Genomic DNA, 24,883 nt, shown 5'->3' on the forward strand with positions numbered 1-24,883 from the left:
CCACTCCGTCGGCTCGGCGGCGCGTCCGGAGGAGGGGCGCGGCGAGATGGGCGGCTCGGAGGCGTTCACGAGGCGGCCCTGCGGCCCCAGCCCGGGGGGAATCGCAGGCGGCGGCGCTCGTCGGTGGTCAGACCGCCCCAGATGCCGTCGCGCTCCCCCGCCCGCACCGCGTACGCCCGGCACTCCAGGATGACGGGACAGGCGGCGCAGACGGCCTTGGCCCTGGCCTCCTGTTCGGGGAACGGCGCCTCGGGGAAGAACAGCTCGGGATCGGCGCCGCGGCAGGCCCCCCTGCTCGCCCAGCTCGCCTCGCGAACGGCCCGCGTCCCCATGATGCACCTCCCGGCCGCGCGGCCCCCGCGCGTCATGACCGCGCGCGCCGGCCCGTCCGGCCGCGCTCCAATACGCCAGGTTACGGGCCCGCCACGGGTGCCACATCCGCCCACGGGTGTATCCCGGCTCCCCATCACGGCGTAGCCCGCGCGGGCCGTCAGCACGCGTCGGCGGCGTTGTCGTAGCCGCCCGCGAACGCCTGCTGGCGCTGGGCCGGGGTGCCGTGCGCGTCCGGGCGCAGCCACTCGTCGGTGGGGTCGCCGGCCGCGGCGAGGTTGGCGAGCAGTTCCTCGTCGTCGCCCGCCTCGGCCTCGACGGAGCCGGAGTCGATCATGCCGCGCAGCGCGGCGCCCGCGTAGCAGTCGGCCTGCAGCTCGCGCTGGACGTTGAGGCTGAAGTCGCTCATGAGCTGCGCCTGCACGGCGTGCCCCAGCTCGTGCGGGATGATCACGTACACGGCGCCGTCGCCGCCGTTCTCGTACAGCTTGCGCATCCACGCCTCGTCGTAGGCGACGAAGTGCCCGAGCGGGCAGTAGAAGGCGTTCTCGGGCACCGAGGGCTGCCCGCCGCACGCGGGCCCGTTCTCGCCCGAGTACGCCTGGAACCCCTGGAGCGGGCGGTAGACCCGGCCCGCGGCCTCGAACCTCTGCTGCCAGAAGCGCTCGGTGAGCGTGCGGGCGAGCTCGACGTCCTCGTCGAAGTTCTGGCCGAAGGACCGGGGCGAGGCGGAGGCGCTCCCGCCCGAACCGGCGTCGCCGCTCTGGTCGGGGTACCTGCGGGGGAAGCCGGAGGAGCAGCCCGCCGACAACGCCACGGCCAGCAGGACCGACAGGACGGGCAGGACGTACGACTTGGTGCGAGGGGTCACACGTCCCATCCTGACGGAACCGCCCCGCCCGCGCGGAAGGTCACACCAGACGGCGCGCGGTGGCCCAGCGGGACAGCTCGTGCCGGTTGGAGAGCTGAAGTTTGCGCAGGACCGACGAGACGTGCGTCTCGACCGTCTTCACCGAGATGAACAGCTCCTTGGCGATCTCTTTGTAGGCGTAACCGCGGGCGATCAGGCGCAGCACCTCGCGCTCCCGCGAGGTCAGGGAGTCCAGCTCGGGATCGATGGACGGCGCCTCGGTGGAGGCGAAGGCGTCCAGCACGAACCCGGCCAGCCGCGGCGAGAAGACCGCGTCCCCCTCCGAGACCCGGACGATCGCGTCGGTCAGCTCCCTGCCGCTGATGGTCTTGGTGACGTAGCCGCGCGCGCCGCCGCGGATCACGCCGATGACGTCCTCGGCGGCGTCGGACACCGACAGGGCGAGGAAGCGCACCTGCGAGCCGGAGCCGAGCACCCGGCGCAGCACCTCCTGCCCACCGCCCCCGGGCATGTGGACGTCCAGCAGCACGACGTCGGGCTTGAGCTCCTCGATGGCGCCGACCGCCGTGTCGACGTCCTCGGCCTCGCCGACCACCTCGATCTGCGGGCCCAGCTCGGCGCGGACGCCGGACCTGAAGAGCCGGTGGTCGTCCACGATCAGTACCTTGACCATCGTCACAGCTCCCTCACACGCCGGTTGCGGATCACGCCTGCTCCCGCTTCATCGTCAGCATTACCTCGGTCCCGTCGCCCGGTTCCGTCCGCACCCGCGCGCTGCCGCCGTGCCGCTCCATGCGGCCGATGATCGACTGGCGGATGCCCATGCGGTCGTCGGGGACCTCGTCCATGTTGAACCCCTTGCCGCGGTCCCTGACGAACACGGTGACCTCCTCGGGCTCGACCTCCGCGTAGACGGAGATGACAGGAGCCTCAGCGTATTTGGCCGCGTTGACCATCGCCTGCCGGGCCGCCTGCAGCATCGCGCGCAGGCCGTCGTCCAGGTCGCAGTCGCCGACGCAGACGATCTCGATGGGCACGCCGTGCTCGTCCTCGATCTCGGCGGCCACCCGGCGGACGGCCGCCGCCATGGTGGCGTCGGCGTCGGACTTCGGCTGGTACAGCCAGTTGCGCAGCTCGCGCTCCTGCGAGCGGGCGAGGCGGGTGACCTCGAAGGGGTCGTGGGCGCTGCGCTGGATCAGCGTCAGGGTGTGCAGGACCGAGTCGTGCACGTGCGCGGCCATCTCGGCGCGCTCCTCCTGGCGGATGCGCTCCGTGCGCTCCTTCTGCAGTTCCTTCCACAGACCGGTCAGCCAGGGCGCGGCGATGAGGCCGATGCCGCCGACGACGACGCCCGTGAACGCCAGGCCGGGCCGGGCCTCGGCCAGCTTGCCCTGCGCGGCCAGGAAGCCGATCGCGCCGATGACGACCAGGACCAGGCCGATGCCGGTGCGGATCCAGGACCTGCGGACCTGCCGGACGGCGTCGGTCATCCAGCGCGCGCGCCGCCCGGGGTCGGCCTGCTGCCACAGGATCAGCGTGCCGATGCCGCCGACGGCGATCGACCAGGTGCCGACGCCGCCGGTGGACGCGCCGGTGAGCCAGCCGAAGGACGTCAACGCGGCGCCGAGCACACCGTACGCGGTGGCCTGTGCCCAGTCGCGGGGCGGCGCCTCACCGGGCTCGCGCGGGGTGAACATCCACAGCGCGGCGTACGCGAGGACGCCCAGGCCGTCCAGGACGCTGAGCAGCACGAAGGCGAGCCGCAGCACCACGGGGTCCAGCCTGAGCTGGGCGGCGGCCCCTTGGGCGACGCCCGCGACGAGCCGGCCTTTCAGCGGCCGGATCAAGCGCGGGTACGCCTCGGGAAGGGTGGGGGTCTCTGACATCTCCTGAGCATCGTCACACGTGAGAGGGCGGGAACGCATCAGGGCGCTCCCTGACTCCTGCCCTGAGGGCTCGGGGACGAGTCAGGGGTTCCCCGGATGGTGAGCCGGCCCCCGGACCGGCCACGATGGTGCCATGACCGAACCAGGCGGTGCCGGCACGGCGCAGGACACGGGTGCCGACCCGGGCGAGCGGCGCGTCCTCCAGCGTAGCGACGAGGGACGCATGCTCACGGGCGTGTGCGCCGGGCTCGGCCGCGCCACCGGGATGGACCCCGTGATCTTCCGCGTGGGCTTCGCCGTCCTCGTCGTGGGCTCGGGCATCGGCATCATGCTGTACGTCGCGGCGTTCCTTCTCATGCGCGGCGCGAACGGCGCCCCCGGGTACGTCGAGCAGTGGAGCCGCAGGTCCTTCGACACCGAGACCGTGATGGCGCTGCTGGCCGCGGTCTTCGCGCTCGGCCTGGTGATCAACCTGGCGGCCGACGGCATCGGCACCGCCACCGTCATCGTGGGCACCCTGCTCGCCATCGCGCTCCTCGCGGCGCACGCCCGCGGCGTGGACCTGCTGGCCGTGGCCAAGAGCCTGCCCGAGCGGGTCAGGCGGCGGGCCGAGGAACCGGTCGGCGACTTCCAGCTCAGCGGCTCCCTGCTGGGCCGGCCCTTCGGGCAGGCCGCCACGGCCGCCTTCGCCCAGGCCGCCGCTCCCGCGGACGCCCCCGCCGCACCCCCCTCGGACGCCCCGCCCCCGCGCACACCTCCCACGGACGCACCCGTCCGGGACGCGCCCGTCCGGGACGCGCCGTCGCCCGGACCGGGGCGGATGACGCCAGAAGACTTCCGGCAGGCGGCGCCCGGCGAGGCGCCCCGCCCGGCGTACCGGCCCGCCCCGGAGTACCGCCGCCTGTCCGACCTCGCGCGAGAGGCCCGCCCCGGCGGGTTCGACTCCTCCGGCGAGCCTTTCGCCCCGCACGGCCCGTACGGCTTCCGGGGCCCCAACCTGGCGTACGAGCCGCACGACTGGGCTCACGACAGGCGCGCCACCGCCGCGCCGGCGCGGCCCAAGCGCCCGAAGTCGTTCATCGGCGGCATAACGATGCTCGCCGCGTTCGTGGTCGGAGGAATCATGGTCGCAACGCAGTCCCCCCCAGGCACGCTGAACTTCCCCGTCGTCGGGGCCTCCGTCCTGATCACCATCGGCGCGGGGCTGCTGGTCGCGACCTGGTTCGGCAGGGGCGTGGGACTCGTGGCCGCCGGCACGCTGATGGCGGTCGTCCTGGTCGCCGGCTCGACGGTGAGCGACATCCCGAAGAGGATCGGCAGCTACACCTGGCAGCCCACCGACGCCGCGGTGGCCGCGCGCACCTACGAGGTGGGCATCGGCGACGGCACCCTCGACCTGAGCGACACCAAGTTCGCGCCCGGGTCGCGGACCCGGTTCGACGCCTCGGTGGGCATCGGCGAGATGAAGGTGATCGTGCCCCCGACGGCCCGGGTGGAGGTGTTCGGCCGCACCAGGCTCGGCGACGTGAAGATCGAGCACGTGGTGCAGGGCGGCACGGACGTCCAGCACGACAAGGTCCTGGAGCCGGACGCGACGCCTCCGGGCAGCCCCGCGGTCATCGAGCTGCACGTCAAGGCGGGCATAGGCGACGTGGAGGTGCGCCGTGCGGCATAGGACCGACTGGCTGTCGCTGCTGTGCGGCCTGCTGTTCGTCGGCATCGGGGTCCTGTACCTCACCGGGACGGCGCCCGACATGGCGGTCATGGCCCTGGTCCTCGTCGCCGGGCTGGGGCTGGCCGGGTTCGTGGCGGTGCTCGCCAAGGCCGTGCGCAAGCGCTGACACGGCGGCCGTGGACCGCCCGCGCGCGGGTATGCCCAGGTGAGAGCCCACCTGACCGGGGAGTTGCCGTGACCGCACCGCTGAGGCCGCCGTTCACCGAGGAGACCGCGCGGGCGAAGGTCCAGGCCGCCGAGGACGCCTGGAACACCCGCGACCCCGGCCACGTCGCCCTCGCGTACACGCCCGACTCGGTGTGGCGCAACCGGTCGGAGTTCGTGACCGGCCGCGAGGAGATCATCCGGTTCCTCACCCGGAAGTGGGCCAGGGAACTCGGCTACGCGCTGCGCAAGGAGCTGTGGGCGTTCACCGGCGACCGCATCGCCGTGCGCTTCCAGTACGAATGCCACGACGCGGGCGGCCAGTGGTGGCGCAGCTACGGCAACGAGCTGTGGGAGTTCGACGCCGGCGGCCTGATGCGGCGGCGCGAGGCCAGCATCGACGACGTCCCGATCGAGGAGGCCGACCGGCGCGTCTTCGGTTCCAGGCCCGCGGCGGAGCTCGGACTCCCTTTCCCGCTCCGGTGAACGCGCCCGCGGCGGTCCGGAGCGCGCGGGACTGGGGGGACGCGGGGCCACGGCGGCGTGTCCCGGGCCCTGGGGGTTGACCCGGCACGTCAGGGGCGTACGTTCGCAGTTGTCGGTTCACCTCAGCGCGCAGAGACGCGCACGATGCCGCGCACGGCGACGGAAACACACGGCCACCTGTCCTGGAGGTCCAATGACCCGTATCACCGTCACGGTCGACGGCGTCGCCTACGAGGAGGAGGTGGAGCCCCGCCTGCTCCTCGTCCACTTCCTGCGCGACCGGCTCGGCAAGGTCGGCACGCCCGTCGGCTGCGACACGAGCAACTGCGGCGCCTGCACGGTCCTGCTGGACGGCAGGAGCGCCAAGAGCTGCGCCGTCCTCGCCGTCCAGGCCGACGGGAGCGACGTCCTCACCATCGAAGGGCTCGCGGACGGCGACGCCTGGCACCCCATGCAGCGGGCCTTCCACGAGGAGCACGGACTGCAGTGCGGCTACTGCACGCCCGGCATGATCATGGCCGCCCTCGACCTGCTCAAGGACGACCCCGACCCCTCAGAGGAGGCGATCCGCTCGGGCCTGGAGGGCAACCTGTGCCGGTGCACCGGCTACACCAACATCGTCAGGTCCGTGCGCCGGGGCGCGCGCGACATGAGCGGCCGGGAGGTGACGCCGTGACCGAGCTCGACACCGGGGTGGCCGCCGGGATCGGCGACCTCGGCGCGCCCGCGCCCGGCGGGCCGGAGATCGGCGCGGCGCGCAGGCGCAAGGAAGACGCCCGGCTGGTGACCGGGCGCACGCGCTGGACCGACAACATCCAGCTCCCCGGCATGCTGCACGTCGCGTTCCTGCGCAGCCCGCTCGCCCACGCCCGCATCCTGCGCGCCGACGCCTCCGCCGCCCTGCGCAGGCCGGGGGTCGTCGCCGCCTTCACCGGCCGCGACCTCGCCGGCGAACTGGGCGGCCTGCCGTGCGCCTGGCCGGTCACCGAGGACATCGTCATGCCCGACCACCCCCCGATGGCGGCGGACGAGGTCAGGTACGCGGGCGAGGCGGTGGCCTGCGTGATCGCCACCGACCGGTACAAGGCCCACGACGCGCTGGAGCACATCGACATCGACTACGACCCCCTGCCCGCCGTCGTGGACCTGACCGCCGCCCTCGCCGAGGGCTCCCCCACCGTCCACGACGCCGGCAACCGGGCGTACGTGTGGAAGTTCAGCGCCGGCGACACCGAGGCCGCGTTCCGCGACGCGCCCGTGGTGATCGAGCGCACCTACCTGCAGCAGCGGCTGATCCCCGCGGCCATGGAGCCCCGCGCGGTCGTGGCGCAGACCGACGGCGAGACCTTCACGCTGTACTCCTCCACGCAGATCCCGCACATCCTGCGCGTGATGCTGGCCCAGGTCACCGGCATCCCCGAGCACCGGCTGCGCGTGATCGCGCCGGACGTGGGCGGCGGCTTCGGCTCCAAGCTCCAGGTCACGGCGGAGGAGGCGCTGGCGCTCCTGCTCACCCGCAGGCTCGGCAGGCCGGTGAAGTGGACCGAGTCCCGCACCGAGGGCAACCTGTCCGTCCACCACGGCCGCGGCCAGCTCCAGCGCGTCGCCATCGCCGCCGAACCCGACGGGCGTCTGAGGGGCCTGCGCGTCGACCTGCTGGCCGACCTCGGCGCCTACCTCATGCTGATCACGCCCGGCGTGCCCGTGCTCGGCGGGTTCATGTACCCGGGCATCTACAAGATGGACGCCTACGACTTCACCTGCACCGGCGTGTTCACGACCAAGATGCCGACCGACGCCTACCGGGGCGCGGGCCGTCCCGAGGCCACGTTCGCCATCGAACGGCTCATGGACGAGCTGGCCGCCGAACTCGGCCTGGACCCCGTCGAGGTGCGGCGGCGCAACTGGATCGCCCACGAGGAGTTCCCGCACACCACGATCGCCGGCATGACCTACGACAGCGGCCACTACGAGGCCGCCACCGAGAAGGCGCTCACGCTGTTCGGGTACGACGACCTGAGGGCCGAGCAGGCCCGCCGCCGCGACCGCGGCGACCCCGTGCAGCTCGGCATCGGCGTCTCCACGTTCACCGAGATGTGCGGCCTCGCCCCGAGCCGGGTGCTCGGCTCGCTCAGCTTCGGCGCCGGAGGGTGGGAGCACGCCGCCGTGCGCATGCTGCCCACCGGCAAGGTCGAGGTCGTCACCGGCACCAGCCCGCACGGCCAGGGCCACGTCACGGCCTGGAGCCAGATCGTCGCCGACGCGCTCGGCGTGCCGTTCGAGGACGTTTCCGTCCTGCACGGCGACACCGCCGTCGCCCCCAAGGGCATGGACACCTACGGCTCCCGCTCGCTGGCGATCGGCGGGGTGGCGCTGCTCCAGGCGTGCGACAAGGTCAAGGAGAAGGCCCGGCACGTCGCCGCCCACATGCTGGAGGCGTCCGCCGACGACATCGAGTTCTCCAAGGGCGTGTTCCGGGTGCGCGGCACCGGGTCCGGCACGACCATCCAGGAGGTCGCGCTCGCGGTGTTCGCCGCGCACGACCTGCCCGACGGCGCCGAGCCGAGCCTCGACTCCGACGCGACCTACGACCCGGTGAACTTCTCCTTCCCGCACGGCACCCACCTGTGCGCGGTGGAGGTCGACACCGAGACCGGCGCCACCGAGATCAGGTCGTACGTCGCCGTGGACGACGTCGGCAAGGTGATCAACCCGCTGATCGTGGAAGGACAGGTCCACGGCGGCCTCGCCCAGGGCATCGCGCAGGCCCTGTTCGAGGAGGCCGTCTACGACGCCGAGGGCAACCTGCTCACCGCCACGCTGGCCGACTACCTGGTGCCGTCCGCCGCCGACCTGCCCGGCTTCGTCACCGCCAGGACCGAGACGCCCGCGACCAGTAACCCGCTCGGCGTCAAGGGCGTCGGCGAGGCGGGCACGATCGCCTCCACGCCCGCCGTGGTCAACGCCGTCGTGGACGCCCTGCGCCCCTACGGCGTCCACGACGTCCCCATGCCGTGCACCCCCGAACGGGTGTGGCGCGCCCTCCGGGGCGGAACCGACGCAGCCGACGCGACCATCGTCCCGGAGGGTGGCTCATGATCCCCGCGGCCTTCGATTACGTGCGCCCCTCCTCACTCGAGGAGGCCGTCGAGGTGCTGGAGGACGCCGGCGACGAGGGCAAGGTGCTGTCCGGCGGGCAGTCCCTGCTGCCCTTGCTGCGGCTGCGCCTGGCCTACCCGAGCGTGCTCGTCGACATCGGACGGCTGCCCGGGCTGCGCGGCATCCGCGACGAGGGCGGCCACGTCCACATCGGCGCCACCACCACGCACGACGAGATCGTCCGCTCGCCGCTCGTCAACGCCGCCTGCCCGCTGGTCGCGCTGGCCACCGCCACCGTCGCCGACCCCGCCGTACGGCACCGGGGCACCTTCGGCGGGTCCCTGGCCCACGCCGACCCCGCCGGAGACCTGCCCGCCGTCGCCCTGGCCCTCGACATGGAGTTCGTGATCCGGTCCGGCTCGGGCGAACGGGTCGTCGCCGCCCGCGACTTCTTCACCGACTATCTGGAGACCGCCCTCGAACCCGGCGAGATCCTCACCGGCGTCCGCGTGCCCAAGCCGGGCGAGGGCTGGGGCTTCCACTACGAGAAGTTCCACCGCACGGCCCAGGCGTGGGCGATCGTCGGCGTCGCCGCGGCGGTCCGCGTCTCGGGCGACGCGACCGCGCCCCGCGTCGAGGAGGCCCGGGTGGCCCTCACCAACATGGGCCCCACCCCCATACGCGCCACCACCACCGAATCCGCCGCCCGCGGCGCCACCCTCACCACCGTCCCCGCCCTGAACGGCTTCACCCCGGCGACCGCTCCCGGCCGATCCCGTGCTCCCGGCTCGGCCAACGGGCTGCGGGACGCGCTGCGCGAGGCGGCGTCCCACGCCGACGAGGGCACCTCCCCCACCGCCGACCTGCACGCCACCCCCGAATACCGCCGGCACCTGGCCCGCGTCCTGACCTACCGCGCCCTGAGATCCGCCGCCACGGCCGCCCGGCGACTCCCGCCTTCCTGAGCCGCCTCGCCCTTCGGTGACACCCGCGACGGCGGGCGAGGGCTCGCGTCAGGAAGGCTGGCTCCAGCCGAGGCCGGTGGTGGCCCTGAGGGTGAGCTTCCGCGCTCCGGCGCGCCCGCCGCCGGGCAGGACCTCCAGCGCGCCCGCGCCGTACACGCCGGGAAGCCCCACGACGAGATCGGCGCGGGCGTCGCCGGTCACGTTCGCCAGGCGCAGGCTCGTGCCGTACCTGGTCTCGTAGGTGTCGTGCGTGTACGTCCTGACCGGCCGCGCGGTCACGCCGGTGGAGGTGCCCGCGTGCAGGACGGCCCAGTCGTGGTCGCCTTCGCCCGCGACGTGGACGGCGAGATCGGCGCGGCCGTCCCCGGTGACGTCACCGAGCGCGACGCCGGCCGGGTAGCCGTCCCCGTACGCCAATGCCCGCGCGGGCCCGAACCCGGTGCCCGTGCTGAGCTGCACGATCACTTGGAACACCACGTTCCCGGGGTCGGTGGAGGTGACACGGACCAGGTCGGCCCTGCGGTCACCGTTGACGTCGCCCACGGCGAGGGCCCGGGCGGCCCGCTCCGCCGGACTGATCGACCAGGCGTTCTTCAGCGACAGCCCGGCCCTGGACCCGGGCACGACGGTGATCCGCTGCGGCCCCACCGGCTCGGCCGGCGCCGGACGCCGCTCGGTCGCCACGAGGTCGGCGAGCCCGTCGCCGGTCACGTCCCCGGCCGCGAGCTCCGCGCCGAACCGCGGGGCGCCATTGGCGAGGCCGGCCATGCGCAGGCCCGTCCTGCCGCCCCGCAGCACGACGATCCGCTTGTCCCCGGCGACGGCCGCGTCCCCGTACCCGTCACCGTCGAAGTCCGCGGCGGCCATGGCGGGCTCGGTGACCGGCCAGGGGATCACCTGGGCGGGCTTCCCGCGCAGCCCCGCCCGGGAACCCCGGAAGAGCACCAGCCTCTTCCGCGCGGCCGCCAGGACATCGGCGTACCCGTCCCTGTCGAAGTCCGCCGACACGAGCACCCGCCCGAGGTTCTCCTTGGCGACGGGATCACCTGCCGTGACGACCCGCGCCCGCCCGGAGACCGCCTTCGCGCCACCGAGATAGACGACCACACCCCCGGCGTCGCTCTTCCCGTTCACCTTCAGCAGATGAACCCCGGCGATCACATCGCTCCGCCCGTCCCCGTCGACGTCCCCCGCCCGAGCGCTCCGGGCCGAGCCGGCCACGGCGGGCACGGCCGTCGTGATCCCGAGAGGACTCGCCGCGACGGGCACGACCACCCCGCCGGCCCCGATCAGCCCCACGGCGACCGCCGCGACCAGCCCGCCCCTCCCCATGTGCCTGACCGTCACCCGCATGCCCGACCGTCCCTTCGGCGTAGGTAACCAGTCAGACGGCCACCCCGGCCCCGGCGCCGACCCGGTCCCGAAGAGTTCACCTCCCGGCAACCGAATGGCCGTGATCGGCCCGGCCCCGCGCGCGAACGAGCCCGTGCCGGAAGCGTGGAGGGGCGGTGGCGCCGGTCGACGCCGAGGGCGAGGAGTGGGAGGCGGGTAGGGGGTCATAATGGCGCGTGAGCGACGATGGTCGTTCTGTCGTTCTTCGGCTGGGAGTCGTCTGGGACAGGAGCGGCGCGATGGCGATGCGGTTCGAGCACGAGTTCACGGTTCCCGTGCCGGTCGAGCAGGCGTGGTCCGTGCTCCTCGACGTGGAGCGGGTGGCTCCGTGCCTGCCGGGCGCGTCGTTGGACGGCGTGGCGGGCGAGGTGTTCAGCGGGCGGATGAAGGTCAAGGTGGGTCCCATCACCGTGACCTACCGCGGGGAGGCGTCGTTCACGTCGGTGGACAAGGACGCGCGCACGCTGAGCCTCAAGGCGTCGGGCAAGGAGGCGAGGGGGACCGGCACCGCCGGTGCGACGGTCACCGCGACGCTGGCGGGCGAGGGGCCGCGCACGCGGGTCAGGGTCGAGACGTCCTTCACCGTCACCGGACGGCCCGCGCAGTTCGGACGGGGCGTCATGGCGGAGGTCGGGGCCAAGCTGATCGACCGGTTCGCCGAGAACCTGGCCGCCCTGCTCCGCGAGGCACCCGGGGAAGCGGGGGCGGAGACCGTGGCGGCCGACGTCGCCGCGGCCGAGGTCACCGCGGTGGCCGAGGTCCCTGAGGGTGAGGTCCCTGAGGGTGAAGTCGCCGCGCCGGCTCCTGAGGGTGAGGACGCCGCGCTCGGTACCACTCCGTTCAACGCGCCGGCCGTGCCGTCGTCGGCCGAGCCGTCCGGTTTCGGGCCCGAGGAGGTTCCCGTTCCGGCGGCCGAGGGCAGGGAGCCGGGGCAGCGGCATCTCAGTGCCGTTCCGGACGCGCATGGTGGGGCGCGTTCCGGGGAGGCGGCGTCCTGGGAGGCGCATCCGGCGGGGACGATCCGGACGTCTCGTACCGCTGAGGAGGAAGCGCTCGATCTGCTGCGGATCGCCGGCGTGCCGATGCTCAAGCGGGTGGCCCCGCTGGTGGCGGCCCTGACCGCCGTGGTGGTCCTGGCCTGGCTGGTACGCCGGGCCCTCAAGGGCCGCTGACGCCGACAGTAGAGCGTCCGGCTACTTCGGTAAAAGTCGGAAATGAGCTGGTCAGCAGTCCTCTGTGCGGGGCAGCGCGGGGGGTTGTGGGGGAATACACCCGGGCAGCGTCGGTGCGGACTCGGGGGAACGAACCATGCAGCCGGATGTCAGCGTTGTCCTCGTCACGTACAACGACTCGGCCGGCCTGCGGCGTGCGATCGGCTCGGTTCTCGGCCAGTCCCTGCGCGACCTCGAAGTGATCGTCGTGGACGACGCGGGCGGCGGCGGCACGCCCCGGCTGATCGCCCGCCTCGACGACCCACGTGTGCGTTATCTGCGCAGGCAGGCGCCCGGCGGAGGCCCCGGCGCGCCGCGCAACGACGGCATGGACGCGGCCCGCGCGCCGTACGTGATGTTCCTCGACGGCGGCGACGAGCTGCCCCGGCACGCGTGCAAGAGCCTGCTGGAGGAGATCGAGCGCACCGGCGCCGACTTCGTGGCGGGTCAGCTCTCACGGGTTCTGGCCGGGGTGGGCGAGCAGCGCACGGTGACGCGCACCCAGCGGTACCGGCCCGCGCTGTACGGGCGGCGGGTGGTGGAGGGGATCCGTGCCGAGCCGGAGTTCTTTCTCGACGGGTTCGCGACGAACAAGCTGTACCGGGTGGACTTCCTGCGCGAGCACGCGCTGAGGTTCGAGGAGGGCCTCCGGTACGGGGACCACGTCTTCACCGCCGCCGTGTACTGCGCGGCGCGCCGGTTCGCCGTGGTGCCGTGGGCGGTCTACCTGTGGCACGGCGGACCGGGGACGGCGGCCGGGGACGAGATCGAGGACGTGCGGGACCGGGTGCGGGCGGCGCAGCTCGGCGACGCGATCCTGCGCGAGCGCGGCCACGCCGACCTGGTCGGGGCGCGCCAGGACCGTTTCCTGCGGCAGGACCTGCGCGGTCACCTGGAACGGCTCCCCCGGCGCCCGGCGGTGCGGGTGAAGGAGTTCGCCGCGGTGACGCGGCCGTACCTGGACGAGCTGGAGCCGGGCGTGGCGGACCGGGCCGACCCGCTGGTGCGGGTGTGCTGCCATCTGGTCCGCACCGACCACCCGGAGGATCTGGTGGTCGCGGCGCGGTCCCTGACCGGACCCAAGGCGGCGCCCCGGCACGCGCTGCGCGTGGACGGCCGCACGTACTGGGGGACGCGCGCCGATCCGGCGATGGACATCACCGCGCTGCGGCTGGGCGAGCTGCCGTTCTCGGCGGCGCGGGTCCGGCACGAGGTGACGGAGGTGTCGTGCGAGGGGACGGCGGTGTCGCTGACGGTGCGCACCTATGACCCGTTCGCGGTGCTGAGGCGCTGGAAGACGCGGGCCGAGCTGGTGCTCAAGGGGCTGCGCGTGCCGCTGGAGCCGGCGCGGCAGGCGGACGGCAGCTACCTGACGCGGGTGGAGTTCGACCTGGCCGAGGTGAGGCCGGGCAGGGGCCGCCGCGATCCGCGCGTGTCGTACGTCCGCGCGGACGGGCACCGCACGAGCGACCGGCTGCTGGTGGACCCGGCCACGCCGCCGCTGTCGTGCGCCGTGGGCGGGCACGAGGTGACGGTGGGCCCGGTGGGGGACGCCGCGGTGCTGGCGGTGTCCTGGCGACCGGCGCCGCGCCGGGTGTCGCGGCTGCGCGTGGCGGCGTCGGGCGCGGCCCTGAAGCTGTGGGCGTACCGGTGGCTGGTGCGCGTGGTGCCGCGCCGCCGCGACCTGGCGTTGTTCGAGTCGGAGAACGGCGCGGCGTACACGGGCAATCCGCGGTACGTCTACGAGGAGATCCGCGGCAGGGGCATGCCGTTGCGGGTGTGGTGGTCGGTGCGCGGCGAGGCGTCCGGGTTCCCCACGGACGTGCCGCTGGTGCCCCGGATGAGCTGGCGGCACGTCTGGATCATGGCGCGGGCGGCGTACTGGGTGGACAGCCACGGCTTCCCCGCGGGCTTCCCCAAGCCGAAGGGCACGCGCTACCTGCAGACCTGGCACGGGCAGGCGCTCAAGACGGTCGGGTTCGACTCCCCCGCGCTGCGCGGAGACCTGCCCGGGCCGCGCGAGCGGTGGCGCGCGTCCGTGGCGCGGTGGGACGCGCTGGTGTGCCCGGGCGGGGAGTTCGAGCGGGTCTTCGTGCCGTCCAACGAGTACACGGGCACCGTGCTGCGCTTCGGCTCGCCGCGCTGCGACGTGCTGGTGAACGGCGATCCGACGGCCGAGGCCCGGGTGCGCGAGGCCCTGGAGATCCCGGCGGACCGCAGGATCCTGCTGTACGCGCCGACGTACCGCGAGGGGGCGGTCGGCGCGTCGGTGCGGGCCGACCTGGACGCGCTGGGCGAGGCCCTGGGCGGGGAGTGGGTCGTGGTGCTGCGGCCGCATCCGGCCGAGCGGTTCCGCGTGCCGGAGCGGGTGCGCCACTTCGTCCGGGCCGCGGGCTCGTATCCGGAGGTGAACGACCTGATCCTCGCCTCTGACGCGCTGCTGAGCGACTATTCCTCGATCATCTGCGACTACGCGTGCACCGGCCGTCCGATCCTGCTCTACGCCGACGACTACGACGCCTACGCGCGGGTGGAGCGGGGGCTGAACTACGACCTGCGCGAGATCGGGCCGGGTCCGGTGCTCGCCACCACCGAGGAGCTGGTGGCCGCGCTGCGTGACCTGCCGGCGGTGGCCGCCGAGTACGCGGGCCGGTACGCCGACTTCGTCACCCTGTTCTGCGCCGAGGAGACGGGGAAGGCCGCGCCGCGGGTGGTGGACGCCTTCTTCCACGGGACCGGGCCGCGGCCATGACGTCCCGGGCCGCGGCGTCCGGGCGTGGTCAGGCGGTGGTGTTCGCCTGCATGGACGCCGACACGCTGGGCGGGGTGCAGCAGGTGACGCACATCGTCGCCCAGGGGCTGGCCCTGCGCGGCCACGACGTGCACGTGGTGGGCCTGCACCGCTCGCCCGACCCGTTCCGGTTCGTCGAGCACCCGTTGTACGAACACCACGTGGTGCAGCGGCGGCCGCCGGGCGCGGGGCGGCCGTGGGCGGCGCGGGGGCGGGTGTCGCGGCTGCTGTCCTCGCTGGGGCAGGGGTACGCGGTGCTGACCTCGCCCGCGGTGGTGTCGTGGCTGGCGGGCGCGCTGCCGTCCCGGTTCCGGGCGATCGGCCAGTACCACGGCTCCTACGAGCACGCCCGGGGCACCTGGCACTTCGCCTCGGTGCGCCGCCACTACGGCGACCTGGCGCGGTCGGTGTTCCTCAGCCCCGAGGACGCGGCGCGGTTCGCCGAGCAGGCGCTGCTGCCGAACGCCGACGACGTGCCGAACCCGCTGCGGGCCTGGCCGGCGGCGCCGTCGTTCCTGGACGTGCCGCGCGTGCTCGGCGTCGGCAGGCTGGCCTGGGTGAAGCGCTTCGACCGGCTGATCACGGCGTTCGCCCGGGCGGCGCGCACGCGGCAGGACTGGCAGCTCCACCTGGTCGGCGACGGCCCGGAGCTGCCGCGCCTGCGCGCGCACGCGGCCTCGCTGGGCATGGCGGGCCGCGTGGTGTTCCGCGGCAGGGTGCCCGCGGCGGAGATCGGCCGCGAGTACCTCAACGGGGCGATCCTCGGCCTCACCAGCGAGCACGAAGGGTTCCCGCTGGTGGTGGGCGAGGCGGCCTCGTACGGCATGCCCGCGGTGGCGTTCGACGTCTCCGGAGGGGTGCGCGCGCTGGTCCGGCACGGCACGACGGGCGTGCTCGTGCCGCCCGCGGACCTGGGCGCGCTCACCGGCGCGCTGGCGGGCCTGATGGCCGACCACGCGCGGCGGCGGCGGCTCGGCGCGGCGGCACGGGCCCACGCCGAGGCGTTCCGGCTGGAGCGGGTGCTGGACCGCTGGGAGGAGGTCTTCGCGCGGATCAGCCGGTGAGGGCGTCAGCGGTCGACGAGCTCGCTCGAGGCGGCACGGGGACGGGGGACGCCGACCTGGGAGAGCTGCCCGGAGGTGAGCATCGCGGCGAGGGGGCCGGGCTCGCGCATGCGGTTGACCCGGTCGCGGACCACCTGGTCGGCCCGGGACAGCGCGCGCCTGGCGGCGGTTCTCCGATAGGCGAGCAGGTGCCGGACCGACGCCCCCGACCCGGCCGGGACGTCGTACCCGCATGCCCGCAGGCGGCGTCCGAGCACCTCCTCGCACAGCGCGATCTCCCACGGCGCCAGGCGGGTGCTCCAGGTGCCGACCCGGGCCTGGGTGACGGCGCGGTGGGTGTTGCTGTGCCAGACCTTGCGCGAGGGCACCGCGACCTGCGCCAGGTGGCGCGGCTCGCACATGGCGGGGACGTACTCCTCGCCGAGGAACGCGCAGATCTTGGCCAGCTCGGTCGCCGGGTCGGCGGTGAGGTCCTCGTAGCGCAGCTCGTGGTAGGCGTCGGCGGGCAGCCGGGCGGCGTGGCGGCGGCTGCGGTCGATGGTGGCGGCCCAGATGGCGGCGGCGTGGTAGACGTCCAGCGTGAACCAGGGCATCTCCTTGAGCGAGGCGACGCAGTCGCGCCCGTCCCTGATCAGGTGGATGAACTGGGCGTCGGGGAACAGGCGCAGCAGGACGTCCACGTGCTTGGAGTACATCGGCCGCTTGTCCCCCCAGCGGGGCTTGCCGAAGCGCTCGGCGTACGCGCGGAACACCTCGCCGATCACCGAGCCGAGCGAGCCGGGGCCGTCGACGGCCCTGCGGATGTAGGCGTCGGCGTCGATGCCGAGCTCGCGGAACTTGGTGCTCTTGTCGGTGGCGATCCACTCGGCGAGCGCGCGCCGGTTCCCGGGCACGCGCATGTCGCCGTGGATCCGCCGGTGGTAGTAGACCTGGAGCAGGAAGCGCGTCTCGGGCGGCACGGCGATGCGCGGGTGCGCGTGCAGCATGAGCTGCAGCATCGTGGTGCCGGAGCGCGGGCAGCCGATGATGAAGACGGGCCGGTCTGAGCGCATCGATCTACACCCCCGTGAAGAAAGGATCGGTCCGCACGTGCCGCTGGTCGTCCTCGCCGGAGGCGTCCGGCGCGGCCTTTCCGAGCGCCCGGGTGGACAGCCACATGCGGTAGACGAGGAAGATCTCGTTGGCGACGAGCAGGCCGCCCGCGAGCGTGGTGACGGGAAGCAGCGCGGCCGGGCCGATGACCGGGGCCACGACGAACACGGCGGCGTGGAACTCGATGCCGCTCATCAGGTGGGTGCGCACCCGGTGCCGGGCCAGGAAGTGGCCGACGCGCCGGCGCAGGCCCACCGGCGCCTCGCCCTCCCCCGGCGGCTGGGGCGGCGCCTGGTCGTACCCCTCCGCCTCGTACCTGCGGACGTACTCGGGCAGGTCGCCGGCCATGTCCGACTCCTGGTCGTACACCTGGTCGCGGGGCGGGGGCGGGAGGAGGTGGGGAACTCGGCCGGGATCGGGCCCGGGAACGGGGACGGGGACGGGGACGGTGGCGGCGAGGGAGTCCTCGGAGCCGGACGCCTGCCGTGGGATGGCGGGGCCGTCCCACGCGGCGCCGCGGGCCTGGGCCGGCGCCTCGCCGTCGAGGCAGGGGTCGGCAGGGGACGGATAGTCGAGCGGGCCGTGCGGCGGGAGCGGGTAGTCGTGGAACTCCTCGGCGGTCGCGGCGTGGTCGTCGTAGGCGACCACGCCCATGGCGTCGCCGTGGTCCCGGGCGAGCGAGTCGACGGCCATCGCCTCGCGCACCGCGGTGAGTTCGTCGCGGCGGGCGGCGCGGCGTCTGGCCTTGACGGTCTGGCGTACCCGTTTCATCTGCGGGGCGTTGACGTAGCGGAACAGGTCCAGGATCGCGATGCCGGCGCCGAGCAGGACGAAGGCCATGCGGCCGGTGGCGGCGTACTGCCCGTAGGCGATGCCGGCGGCGCAGCAGACGACGCGGATGCGGTCGCCGACGTAGTCGAGCCAGAGCCCGAACGGCGTGCCGGTGCCCTTGAGCCTCGCGATCTTGCCGTCCACACAGTCGATCATGAAGCTGACGTAGAAGAGCGCCGCGCCGAGGGCGAGCCGGTTGGCGGCGAAGCAGGCCGCCGAGGCCATGCCGAGGATCAGGGAGAGGCGGGTCAGGGCATTGGGCGTGATCTCGGTGCGATTCGCTACGAACAGTGCCACCCGGCATGCGACCGGGTCGACCACGAACACCGTCCACCATGAGTCTCTGCGTTTGCGCGTCGCGAGCACGTCATCCAGCGAATAGGACCTCATGGCTGCCAGCATGGCGACGTGAAGCCACCGAAATCCGACCGTCTGTAACTCACATGAGATCTCTAGATGGTTTCTTGACCGCCCCCGGCGACTGGCCCCGGCGGCTTGACCTCCCGCCACACGATCGCTTCCTGGACGCTCGATCGGGCCCCCGTTCTCGAAACGTTTAATACTGATTTGGCGTGATTTTTACGTTCCATTGGAAAGCGGAGTAGGGTTGCGCGGCGTCGGCGAAGGAGGAGGACCATGCGGCCTGCACAGCCAGCACAGCCTGCACAGCCCGCACCGCGAGCCGGGCGGATGATGCGACGGTTCGTCCCGGTCGCCGCGGCGGTCGCCCTGTTGGCGGCGACGCTCCCCGCCTCGGCCGAGGAGCCCGCGTCCGCGAGCGCCAAGGGCGTCGACTGCGCCCGGGTGAAGTGCATCGCGCTGACCTTCGACGACGGCCCCGGCCCGTACACCGCCAAGCTGCTGGACATCCTGCGCGCCCACCGCACCAAGGTCACGTTCTTCCTCATCGGCGGGCGCGTCGAGAAGGACCCGAGGACGGCCCGCAGGATCGCGCGCGACGGTCACCAGATCGGCAACCACACCTACGACCACCCGCACCTCACCACCCTGTTCGACGACGAGATCCGCGACGAGATCGCCCGCGCCCAGGACGCCATCCAGGCGGCCACCGGACGGCGCCCCGACATCCTGCGGCCCCCGTACGGCGACACCGACGCGCGGGTGGGCGCCATCGCCGCCGAGTTCGGCCTGTCGCAGATCGTGTGGAACGGCAGCTCGCGTGACTGGGAGCTGCGGAACGCCGTGGCGATCCGCGAGAAGGTCCTGGGCCTGGCCAAGCGCGACCGCGTCGTGCTGATGCACGACATCCAGCCCGCGACGGTCAAGGCCATGCCGAGGATCCTCACCGCGCTGGAGAAGAAGGGCTACCACGTGGTGACCGTCGAGAAGCTGCTGCGCGGCCGCCGGCTGAGCGCCGGCGAGACGTTCCCGGTCGGCGGCTGGAACTGAGTATCCGCGGAATCGCTTGCGCCGCCGCCCCGCGCCGGTCTTAAGGTGGTACGAGGCCCCGGCCAGGCGCGACGTCGCCCGGATTCCGGCGGCGTCTTCCGCGATCCGTCATGGCCGTTCCCCGGCCGTCACACGAGGAGACCTGGTCGAGCGATGAGCGACGTACAGGAGAAGGCCGAGCTCTACGCCATGGACATCTCGGACGTGACCTGGCTGAGCGCGCCCGGGAGCACCTCCGAGGACCGTATCGAGATCGCCTACCTGCGCGGCGGCGCGGTCGCCATGCGCAACCCGTCCGACCCCGCGGGCACCGTCCTGCGCTACACGGCCGCCGAGTGGAACGCCTTCGTCCTCGGCGTCCGCGACGGCGAGTTCGACGACTGAGCCACCCGCGTCAGCGCCCGGCGGGACGGGAACGCCCCTGCGCGCCGCCCAGGCGGCGCATCGGGCGTTCCACGTACCGGTAGGTCAGCGTGCTCACGGCGAGCACGACCGCGACGAACGCGAGCGCGAGCAGGGCCTGCGCGACCAGCGGGCGCTCGCCCGGGTCGCCGAACAGGGCCACGAACAGCTTCAGCAGCGGCACGTGCACCAGGTACACCGAGTAGCTGATCAGTCCGAGCCAGGCGAGCGGGCGGGGCACGGCGCGGTGGCGCAGGGCCATGCCGGCCGCGAACGTCGCCCCGGCGAGCGCGACCGTGGTCATCCAGACGTGCGGGTACGCCCACCATCCCGTCCGGTAGGCGAAGAACGGCACGATCACCAGCAGCGCCGTCACCGCGGCGACCGCGCCCGCCGCGCCGAGGGCGGACGCCTGTCCCCGCTCCCAGCGGTACAGGACGGTGCCGGTGAACATCACCGCGAGGATCGCCGGGCCGAGCCAGGGCGTCCGGCCGCCGAGCAGCAGCAGCGTCACCCCGAGCGCCCCGAGGGCGAGCGCGCCCGCCGCACGGCCCCGGCCCGTGATCACGCACCAGAACCCGGCCGCGAAGACGGCCAGTGCGACGAAGGCCGCCGGTCCACGGGGCAGCACGGGGGCCGCCAGCAGCAGCCCCACGACGACCGCGGCGCCCGCGAAGACCAGGGCCCACAGGGCGCTGCGCCGGTGCAGCCCGGTCACGAACAGCGCGGTGACGACGAGGTAGAAGACCATCTCGTAGGACAGCGTCCACATCGGCTCGGTGATCCCGCCCGACCCGACCACGTCCAGGAGCATGGTGACGTGCGCGGCGACGGTGGCGAGGTCCGGGGTGACCTCGCGCCGGATCGGCACGAGCGGCGCCAGCGCGAGCACCAGGCAGACGACCACGATGTACAGCGGGTAGAGCCGGAGGAACCTGCCGATCCAGAACCCGCGCACGTCGCCGCGCCGCTCCAGCGACGCGGGAATGATGTAGCCGCTGACCAGGAAGAACACCAGCACGCCGTACATGCCGAGGCTGAACCAGCGGGGGCTGAGCTCGGGCGTGAAGCGGTACAGCATGTGCTCCAGGAGCACGGCGCCGGCGCCCACGCCCCGCAGGGCGTCCAGCCACGCCAGCCTGGAGCTCCTCTGGGCGGCGCTGTGCGGCGCGCCCGTCCCGGCCGTAAGCATTGGACGGAATTTACCGGAGCGTGAACCCGCCCGGCCGCATCACGGACTTATGTCCGGTCGAATCCGATTGACCGGACTCATGCCCTGCCGGGGATCACTCCCACTCGATGGTGCCCGGCGGCTTGCTCGTGACGTCCAGGACCACGCGGTTGATCTCGCGGACCTCGTTGGTGACACGGGTGGAGATGCGGGCCAGCACGTCGTACGGGACGCGGGACCAGTCGGCCGTCATGGCGTCCTCGCTGGTGACGGGGCGCAGCACGACCGGGTGGCCGTAGGTGCGGCCGTCACCCTGGACGCCGACGGAGCGGACGTCGGCGAGCAGCACGACCGGGCACTGCCAGATGTCCCGGTCCAGCCCGGCGCGCGACAGCTCCTCGCGGGCGATGGCGTCGGCCTCGCGCAGCACGTCCAGACGGTCCTGGGTGACCTCGCCGATGATGCGGATGCCGAGCCCGGGGCCGGGGAACGGCTGGCGCCACACCATGGCCGGGGGCAGGCCCAGCTCCTCGCCCGCGCGGCGCACCTCGTCCTTGAAGAGCGTGCGCAGCGGTTCGACCAGGGAGAACCGCAGGTCGTCAGGGAGGCCGCCGACGTTGTGGTGCGACTTGATGTTGGCCGTGCCGGTGCCGCCGCCGGACTCGACGACGTCGGGGTAGAGCGTGCCCTGGACCAGGAAGTCGACCGGGCCGTCGGCGATGATGGCGCGCTGCTCGTCCTCGAAGACGCGGATGAACTCACGGCCGATGATCTTGCGCTTCTCCTCCGGGTCGGTCACCCCGGCCAGCGCCTTCAGGAAGCGCTCCTGGGCGTCCACGACGCGGAGCCTGACGCCGGTGGCGGCGACGAAGTCGCGCTCGACCTGCTCGGCCTCGCCCTTGCGCAGCAGCCCGTGGTCGACGAAGACGCACGTGAGACGGTCGCCGATGGCGCGCTGGACGATGGCGGCGGCCACCGCCGAGTCGACGCCGCCGGACAGGGCGCAGATCGCGCGTCCCTCGGGGCCGATCTGGGCGCGGACGGCCTCGACGGCGTCCTCGACGATGTTGAGCATGGTCCAGGTGGGACGGCACCCGGCCGCGTCCAGGAAGTGCTTCATGACGGCCTGGCCGTGCTCGGAGTGCAGCACCTCGGGGTGGAACTGCACGCCGTACAGGCCCTTGTCCGGATGCTCCATGGCGGCGACCGGCGTGTCGGACGTCCAGGCCGTGACCGCGAAGCCCTCGGGGGCCGCGACGACGCTGTCGCCGTGGGACATCCACACCGACTGGGCCGCGGGCAGGCCGGCGAACAGCACGCCCTCGGCGCCGACGGTGAGCCGCGTGCCGCCGTACTCGGCGATGCCGGTCTGCGCGACCTGGCCGCCGAGCGCGCGGGCCATCTCCTGGAAGCCGTAGCAGATGCCGAAGGTCGGCACCCCGGTCTCGAACAGGCCCTCCGGCGCGGCGGGCGCGCCCTCGGCGTACACCGACGAAGGCCCGCCGGACAGGATGATCGCCTTGGGTTTCTTGGCGAGCATCTCGGACACCGGCATCGTCGAGGGGACGATCTCGGAGTACACGTGGCACTCACGGACCCGCCGTGCGATCAGCTGCGCGTACTGCGCGCCGAAATCGACGACGAGGACCGTGTCGAACTCAGACACCGGAAAGACCCCCCAAAAGACGCCGCGGTCCTCACAGTTTAGCGACGCCCGGAGATGCCGACGCTGCCGGTGATCTACCTCCCGCCGACCCGGCCCTGAACCGGGCCCGCGCGGGATGCGTCGTAGGGGCATGAGGACTTCGATCGGTACGGCAGCGGCCGCCGCGCTGGCCTGCGGGCTCCTGACGGCGGCGTGCACGGGCGGCGGGGCCACGAAGCCCTCCGCCGCCCCGCCCGTCGCCCTGGGGGGGATCAAGCTCGTCTCGTACTCCGGGTGCGACGACATGCTGGAGGGCCTGCGCGGCGCCGCGGCGAAGAACGTGGGCCCCTGGGGTCTCGGCGGCAACATGATCATGTTCGCCCGAGGGGCCGAGGCCACCGCGAGCCAGGACGCCAAGGCCGCCCCGGCGTACTCCACCACCAACGTGCACGAGGCCGGCGTCGACGAGCCGGACATGGTGAAGACCGACGGCAAGCGGATCATCAGCTACGCCGCCGGGGTGCTGCGCGTGGTGGACGTGGCGTCCAAGAAGGAGACCGGCACGCTGCGCCTGGTGCCCGAGGAACAGTACTGGGCGCCCGGCGAGCTGCTCGTCCACGGTGACCGCGCGCTGGTGATCTTCAGCGCGGGCGACGTGGTGCCCCTCGGCGCGACGGTCAAGCGGCCCGCCGTGTTCGGCCCCCGGTACATGCTGGTCGACCTGAAGGACATGAAGCCGCTCGGGACGATCACGCCGAAGGGGTCGCACGTCGACGCCCGGATGACCGGCTCCACGGTCCGTCTCGTGGTCAGGTCGCAGCCGGACATCACCTTCCCCGACTCGCGCCCGAACCAGAGCGAGGACGAGCTCGTCCAGCGCAACCGGGACGTCGTGCGCAAGGCGCCCATCGACGCCTGGCTGCCCACCTACGAGGTGTCGGTGCCCGGGCAGCAGGCCCGCACGGAGAAGCTGAAGTGCGAGCAGGTGAGCCACCCGGACGACTACACCGGCACCTCGCTGCTGAGCCTGCACACCATCGACCTGGAGGCCGGGCTCGCCTCCGACGACCCGATCGCCGTGGCCGCCGACGGCGACACGGTGTACGCGACGCCGACGAGCCTGTACGTCACGAGCAACCCGCGGTACTGGTGGCCGCGCCCGATCGACGCGCGGCCGATCGAGGACACGCCGCCCGTGGACGCCACGCCCGTGCCGGACACGCCCGCCCCCACCTCGTCGGCCCCGGTCTCGCCGGGGGCCGCGCCGGCGGACTCCCCGACCGTCGTCGCCCCGCGCGACCCGGTCACCTCGCCGCCCGCGGAGAAGGTGGAGCCGTCCGCCGATCCCTCGATGCCGACGCTGCTCCCCGAGCCCACCCCGTCGCCCTCGGCCCCTGAGTCCCCCACCGCCACGCCGCCCACGGTGACGCCGTCGCCGGACAAGAGCGGGTCCCGGGAGGACCAGGCGCCGCCGGACCGGACTGAGGTGCACCGCTTCGACATCAGCGGCGTCGGCGCGCCCCGCTACGTCGCCTCCGGCGCCGTCCCCGGGCGGCTGCTCAACCAGTACTCGCTGTCGGACTTCGACGGGCATCTGCGGGTGGCCACCACGGTCGACGCCCCCATGGGCGGCCCGGACGCGTCGGCCGCCTCCAGCGGGGTGTACGTGCTGAAGGCCGACACGCTCGCCCAGGTCGGGCAGGTCACCGGCCTCGGCAAGGGCGAGCGCATCTACTCGGTGCGCTTCATCGGCCCGGTGGGCTACGTGGTGACGTTCAAGCAGGTGGACCCGCTGTACACCCTCGACCTGCGCGACCCGGCGCGGCCGGCGGTGACCGGCGAGCTGAAGATCACCGGCTACTCGGCCTACCTGCACCCCGCCGGCGACGGGCGGCTGCTCGGCATCGGCCAGGAGGCGAGCACGCAGGGCAGGACGCTCGGCATGCAGGTCTCGCTGTTCGACGTCGCCGACCCGGCGGCGCCGAAGCGGTTGTCGCAGTTCCACCAGAAGGAGTCCGCGTCCGAGGCCGAGTGGGACCCGCACGCGTTCCTGTACTGGCCCGACTCCGGGCTGGCCGTGCTGCCGGTGAGCAGTTGGGGCGGCAGCGACGCCGGGGAGTCCGACATGGCGGCCATGGTGCTGAAGGTCGGCGACGACTCGATCACCCAGGCCGGACTGGTCAGGCACCCGAAGCCCGCCAAGAGCCAGGACCCGGTGCGGTTCGACGCCCGGATCCAGCGCAGCCTGATCATCGGCGACACCCTGTGGACGCTGTCCGGCGCGGGTCTCAAGGCGAGCGACACGACGACCCTGGCCGACCAGGCGTGGATTCCCTTCCGGGTATAACGTTTCCAGGG

21 protein-coding genes are annotated in these 24,883 nt (G+C 73.3%); 12 read left to right on the forward strand and 9 right to left on the reverse strand.

Annotated elements, in window-relative coordinates; genetic code table 11:
• Window positions 1–65: 65 nt before the first annotated feature.
• The 4 genes from BJ981_RS02740 to BJ981_RS02755 all read right to left on the reverse strand — a co-directional run bounded on the left by BJ981_RS02740 (window position 66) and on the right by BJ981_RS02755 (window position 3,087).
• Complete coding sequence (locus tag BJ981_RS02740; protein ID WP_184608151.1) at window positions 66–332, reverse strand: WhiB family transcriptional regulator; 267 nt, start codon at window positions 330–332, stop codon at window positions 66–68.
• A gap of 158 nt (window positions 333–490) precedes the next feature.
• A complete protein-coding gene (locus BJ981_RS02745) occupies window positions 491–1,201 on the reverse strand; it encodes a neutral zinc metallopeptidase (RefSeq protein WP_239139697.1) in 711 nt (236 codons plus the stop codon).
• Window positions 1,202–1,241: 40 nt separating this feature from the next.
• Complete coding sequence (locus tag BJ981_RS02750; RefSeq protein ID WP_184608153.1) at window positions 1,242–1,874, reverse strand: response regulator; 633 nt, start codon at window positions 1,872–1,874, stop codon at window positions 1,242–1,244.
• A 31-nt stretch (window positions 1,875–1,905) separates the two neighbouring features.
• The gene (locus BJ981_RS02755) at window positions 1,906–3,087 is read right to left on the reverse strand and encodes an ATP-binding protein (protein WP_184608154.1); all 1,182 of its coding nucleotides are present in this window, start codon (window positions 3,085–3,087) and stop codon (window positions 1,906–1,908) included.
• A 133-nt stretch (window positions 3,088–3,220) separates the two neighbouring features.
• On the opposite strand from BJ981_RS02755, the gene BJ981_RS02760 reads away from it, so the two are divergent.
• From BJ981_RS02760 to BJ981_RS02785, 6 genes are all read left to right on the forward strand, one after another.
• Window positions 3,221–4,762, forward strand: coding sequence for a PspC domain-containing protein (locus BJ981_RS02760; RefSeq protein ID WP_184608155.1), 1,542 nt, complete (start codon window positions 3,221–3,223; stop codon window positions 4,760–4,762).
• Window positions 4,752–4,928, forward strand: a complete 177-nt coding sequence (locus tag BJ981_RS02765; protein WP_184608156.1) for a hypothetical protein — start codon at window positions 4,752–4,754, stop codon at window positions 4,926–4,928. Before BJ981_RS02760 ends, BJ981_RS02765 begins: the two co-directional genes overlap by 11 nt.
• Window positions 4,929–4,996: 68 nt before the next feature.
• A complete protein-coding gene (locus BJ981_RS02770) occupies window positions 4,997–5,452 on the forward strand; it encodes a nuclear transport factor 2 family protein (RefSeq protein ID WP_184608157.1) in 456 nt (151 codons plus the stop codon).
• Between the two features lie 193 nt (window positions 5,453–5,645).
• Complete coding sequence (locus BJ981_RS02775; protein ID WP_184608158.1) at window positions 5,646–6,128, forward strand: (2Fe-2S)-binding protein; 483 nt, start codon at window positions 5,646–5,648, stop codon at window positions 6,126–6,128.
• Between the two features lie 29 nt (window positions 6,129–6,157).
• Window positions 6,158–8,551 (forward strand): xanthine dehydrogenase family protein molybdopterin-binding subunit, encoded by a 2,394-nt coding sequence (locus tag BJ981_RS02780; RefSeq protein WP_184615547.1) that lies wholly within the window; start codon window positions 6,158–6,160, stop codon window positions 8,549–8,551.
• Window positions 8,548–9,516, forward strand: a complete 969-nt coding sequence (locus BJ981_RS02785; RefSeq protein WP_184608159.1) for an FAD binding domain-containing protein — start codon at window positions 8,548–8,550, stop codon at window positions 9,514–9,516. The genes BJ981_RS02780 and BJ981_RS02785 overlap by 4 nt, the downstream gene beginning before the upstream one ends.
• Before the next feature lie 48 nt (window positions 9,517–9,564).
• On the opposite strand, the gene BJ981_RS02790 is transcribed toward BJ981_RS02785, so the two are convergent.
• Window positions 9,565–10,869, reverse strand: a complete 1,305-nt coding sequence (locus BJ981_RS02790; protein WP_184608160.1) for an FG-GAP repeat domain-containing protein — start codon at window positions 10,867–10,869, stop codon at window positions 9,565–9,567.
• 278 nt (window positions 10,870–11,147) lie between these two features.
• Between BJ981_RS02790 and BJ981_RS02795 the strand changes: the two genes are divergently transcribed.
• The 3 genes from BJ981_RS02795 to BJ981_RS02805 all read left to right on the forward strand — a co-directional run bounded on the left by BJ981_RS02795 (window position 11,148) and on the right by BJ981_RS02805 (window position 15,974).
• The gene (locus tag BJ981_RS02795; RefSeq protein ID WP_184608161.1) at window positions 11,148–12,080 is read left to right on the forward strand and encodes an SRPBCC family protein; all 933 of its coding nucleotides are present in this window, start codon (window positions 11,148–11,150) and stop codon (window positions 12,078–12,080) included.
• Window positions 12,081–12,216: 136 nt separating this feature from the next.
• Window positions 12,217–14,871, forward strand: coding sequence for a bifunctional glycosyltransferase/CDP-glycerol:glycerophosphate glycerophosphotransferase (locus tag BJ981_RS38985; RefSeq protein WP_184608162.1), 2,655 nt, complete (start codon window positions 12,217–12,219; stop codon window positions 14,869–14,871).
• The gene (locus BJ981_RS02805; RefSeq protein WP_184608163.1) at window positions 14,868–15,974 is read left to right on the forward strand and encodes a glycosyltransferase; all 1,107 of its coding nucleotides are present in this window, start codon (window positions 14,868–14,870) and stop codon (window positions 15,972–15,974) included. Before BJ981_RS38985 ends, BJ981_RS02805 begins: the two co-directional genes overlap by 4 nt.
• A gap of 5 nt (window positions 15,975–15,979) precedes the next feature.
• Here the strand turns inward: BJ981_RS02805 and BJ981_RS02810 are convergent, their stop codons facing one another.
• Window positions 15,980–17,026, reverse strand: a complete 1,047-nt coding sequence (locus BJ981_RS02810; RefSeq protein WP_184608164.1) for a sulfotransferase family protein — start codon at window positions 17,024–17,026, stop codon at window positions 15,980–15,982.
• A gap of 4 nt (window positions 17,027–17,030) precedes the next feature.
• A complete protein-coding gene (locus BJ981_RS37720) occupies window positions 17,031–18,287 on the reverse strand; it encodes a CDP-alcohol phosphatidyltransferase family protein (RefSeq protein WP_239139696.1) in 1,257 nt (418 codons plus the stop codon).
• A gap of 300 nt (window positions 18,288–18,587) precedes the next feature.
• On the opposite strand from BJ981_RS37720, the gene BJ981_RS02820 reads away from it, so the two are divergent.
• The gene (locus BJ981_RS02820) at window positions 18,588–19,307 is read left to right on the forward strand and encodes a polysaccharide deacetylase family protein (protein WP_184608165.1); all 720 of its coding nucleotides are present in this window, start codon (window positions 18,588–18,590) and stop codon (window positions 19,305–19,307) included.
• A gap of 153 nt (window positions 19,308–19,460) precedes the next feature.
• Window positions 19,461–19,691, forward strand: coding sequence for a DUF397 domain-containing protein (locus BJ981_RS02825; RefSeq protein WP_184608166.1), 231 nt, complete (start codon window positions 19,461–19,463; stop codon window positions 19,689–19,691).
• 10 nt (window positions 19,692–19,701) lie between these two features.
• On the opposite strand, the gene BJ981_RS02830 is transcribed toward BJ981_RS02825, so the two are convergent.
• A complete protein-coding gene (locus tag BJ981_RS02830; RefSeq protein WP_184608167.1) occupies window positions 19,702–20,901 on the reverse strand; it encodes an acyltransferase family protein in 1,200 nt (399 codons plus the stop codon).
• Between the two features lie 94 nt (window positions 20,902–20,995).
• A complete protein-coding gene (gene guaA, locus BJ981_RS02835; protein WP_184608168.1) occupies window positions 20,996–22,546 on the reverse strand; it encodes a glutamine-hydrolyzing GMP synthase in 1,551 nt (516 codons plus the stop codon).
• Between the two features lie 130 nt (window positions 22,547–22,676).
• On the opposite strand from guaA, the gene BJ981_RS02840 reads away from it, so the two are divergent.
• Window positions 22,677–24,872, forward strand: a complete 2,196-nt coding sequence (locus BJ981_RS02840) for a beta-propeller domain-containing protein (RefSeq protein ID WP_184608169.1) — start codon at window positions 22,677–22,679, stop codon at window positions 24,870–24,872.
• Window positions 24,873–24,883 lie beyond the last annotated feature (11 nt).

The sequence above is a fragment of the Sphaerisporangium krabiense genome (assembly GCF_014200435.1).
GTDB lineage: Bacteria > Actinomycetota > Actinomycetes > Streptosporangiales > Streptosporangiaceae > Sphaerisporangium > Sphaerisporangium krabiense.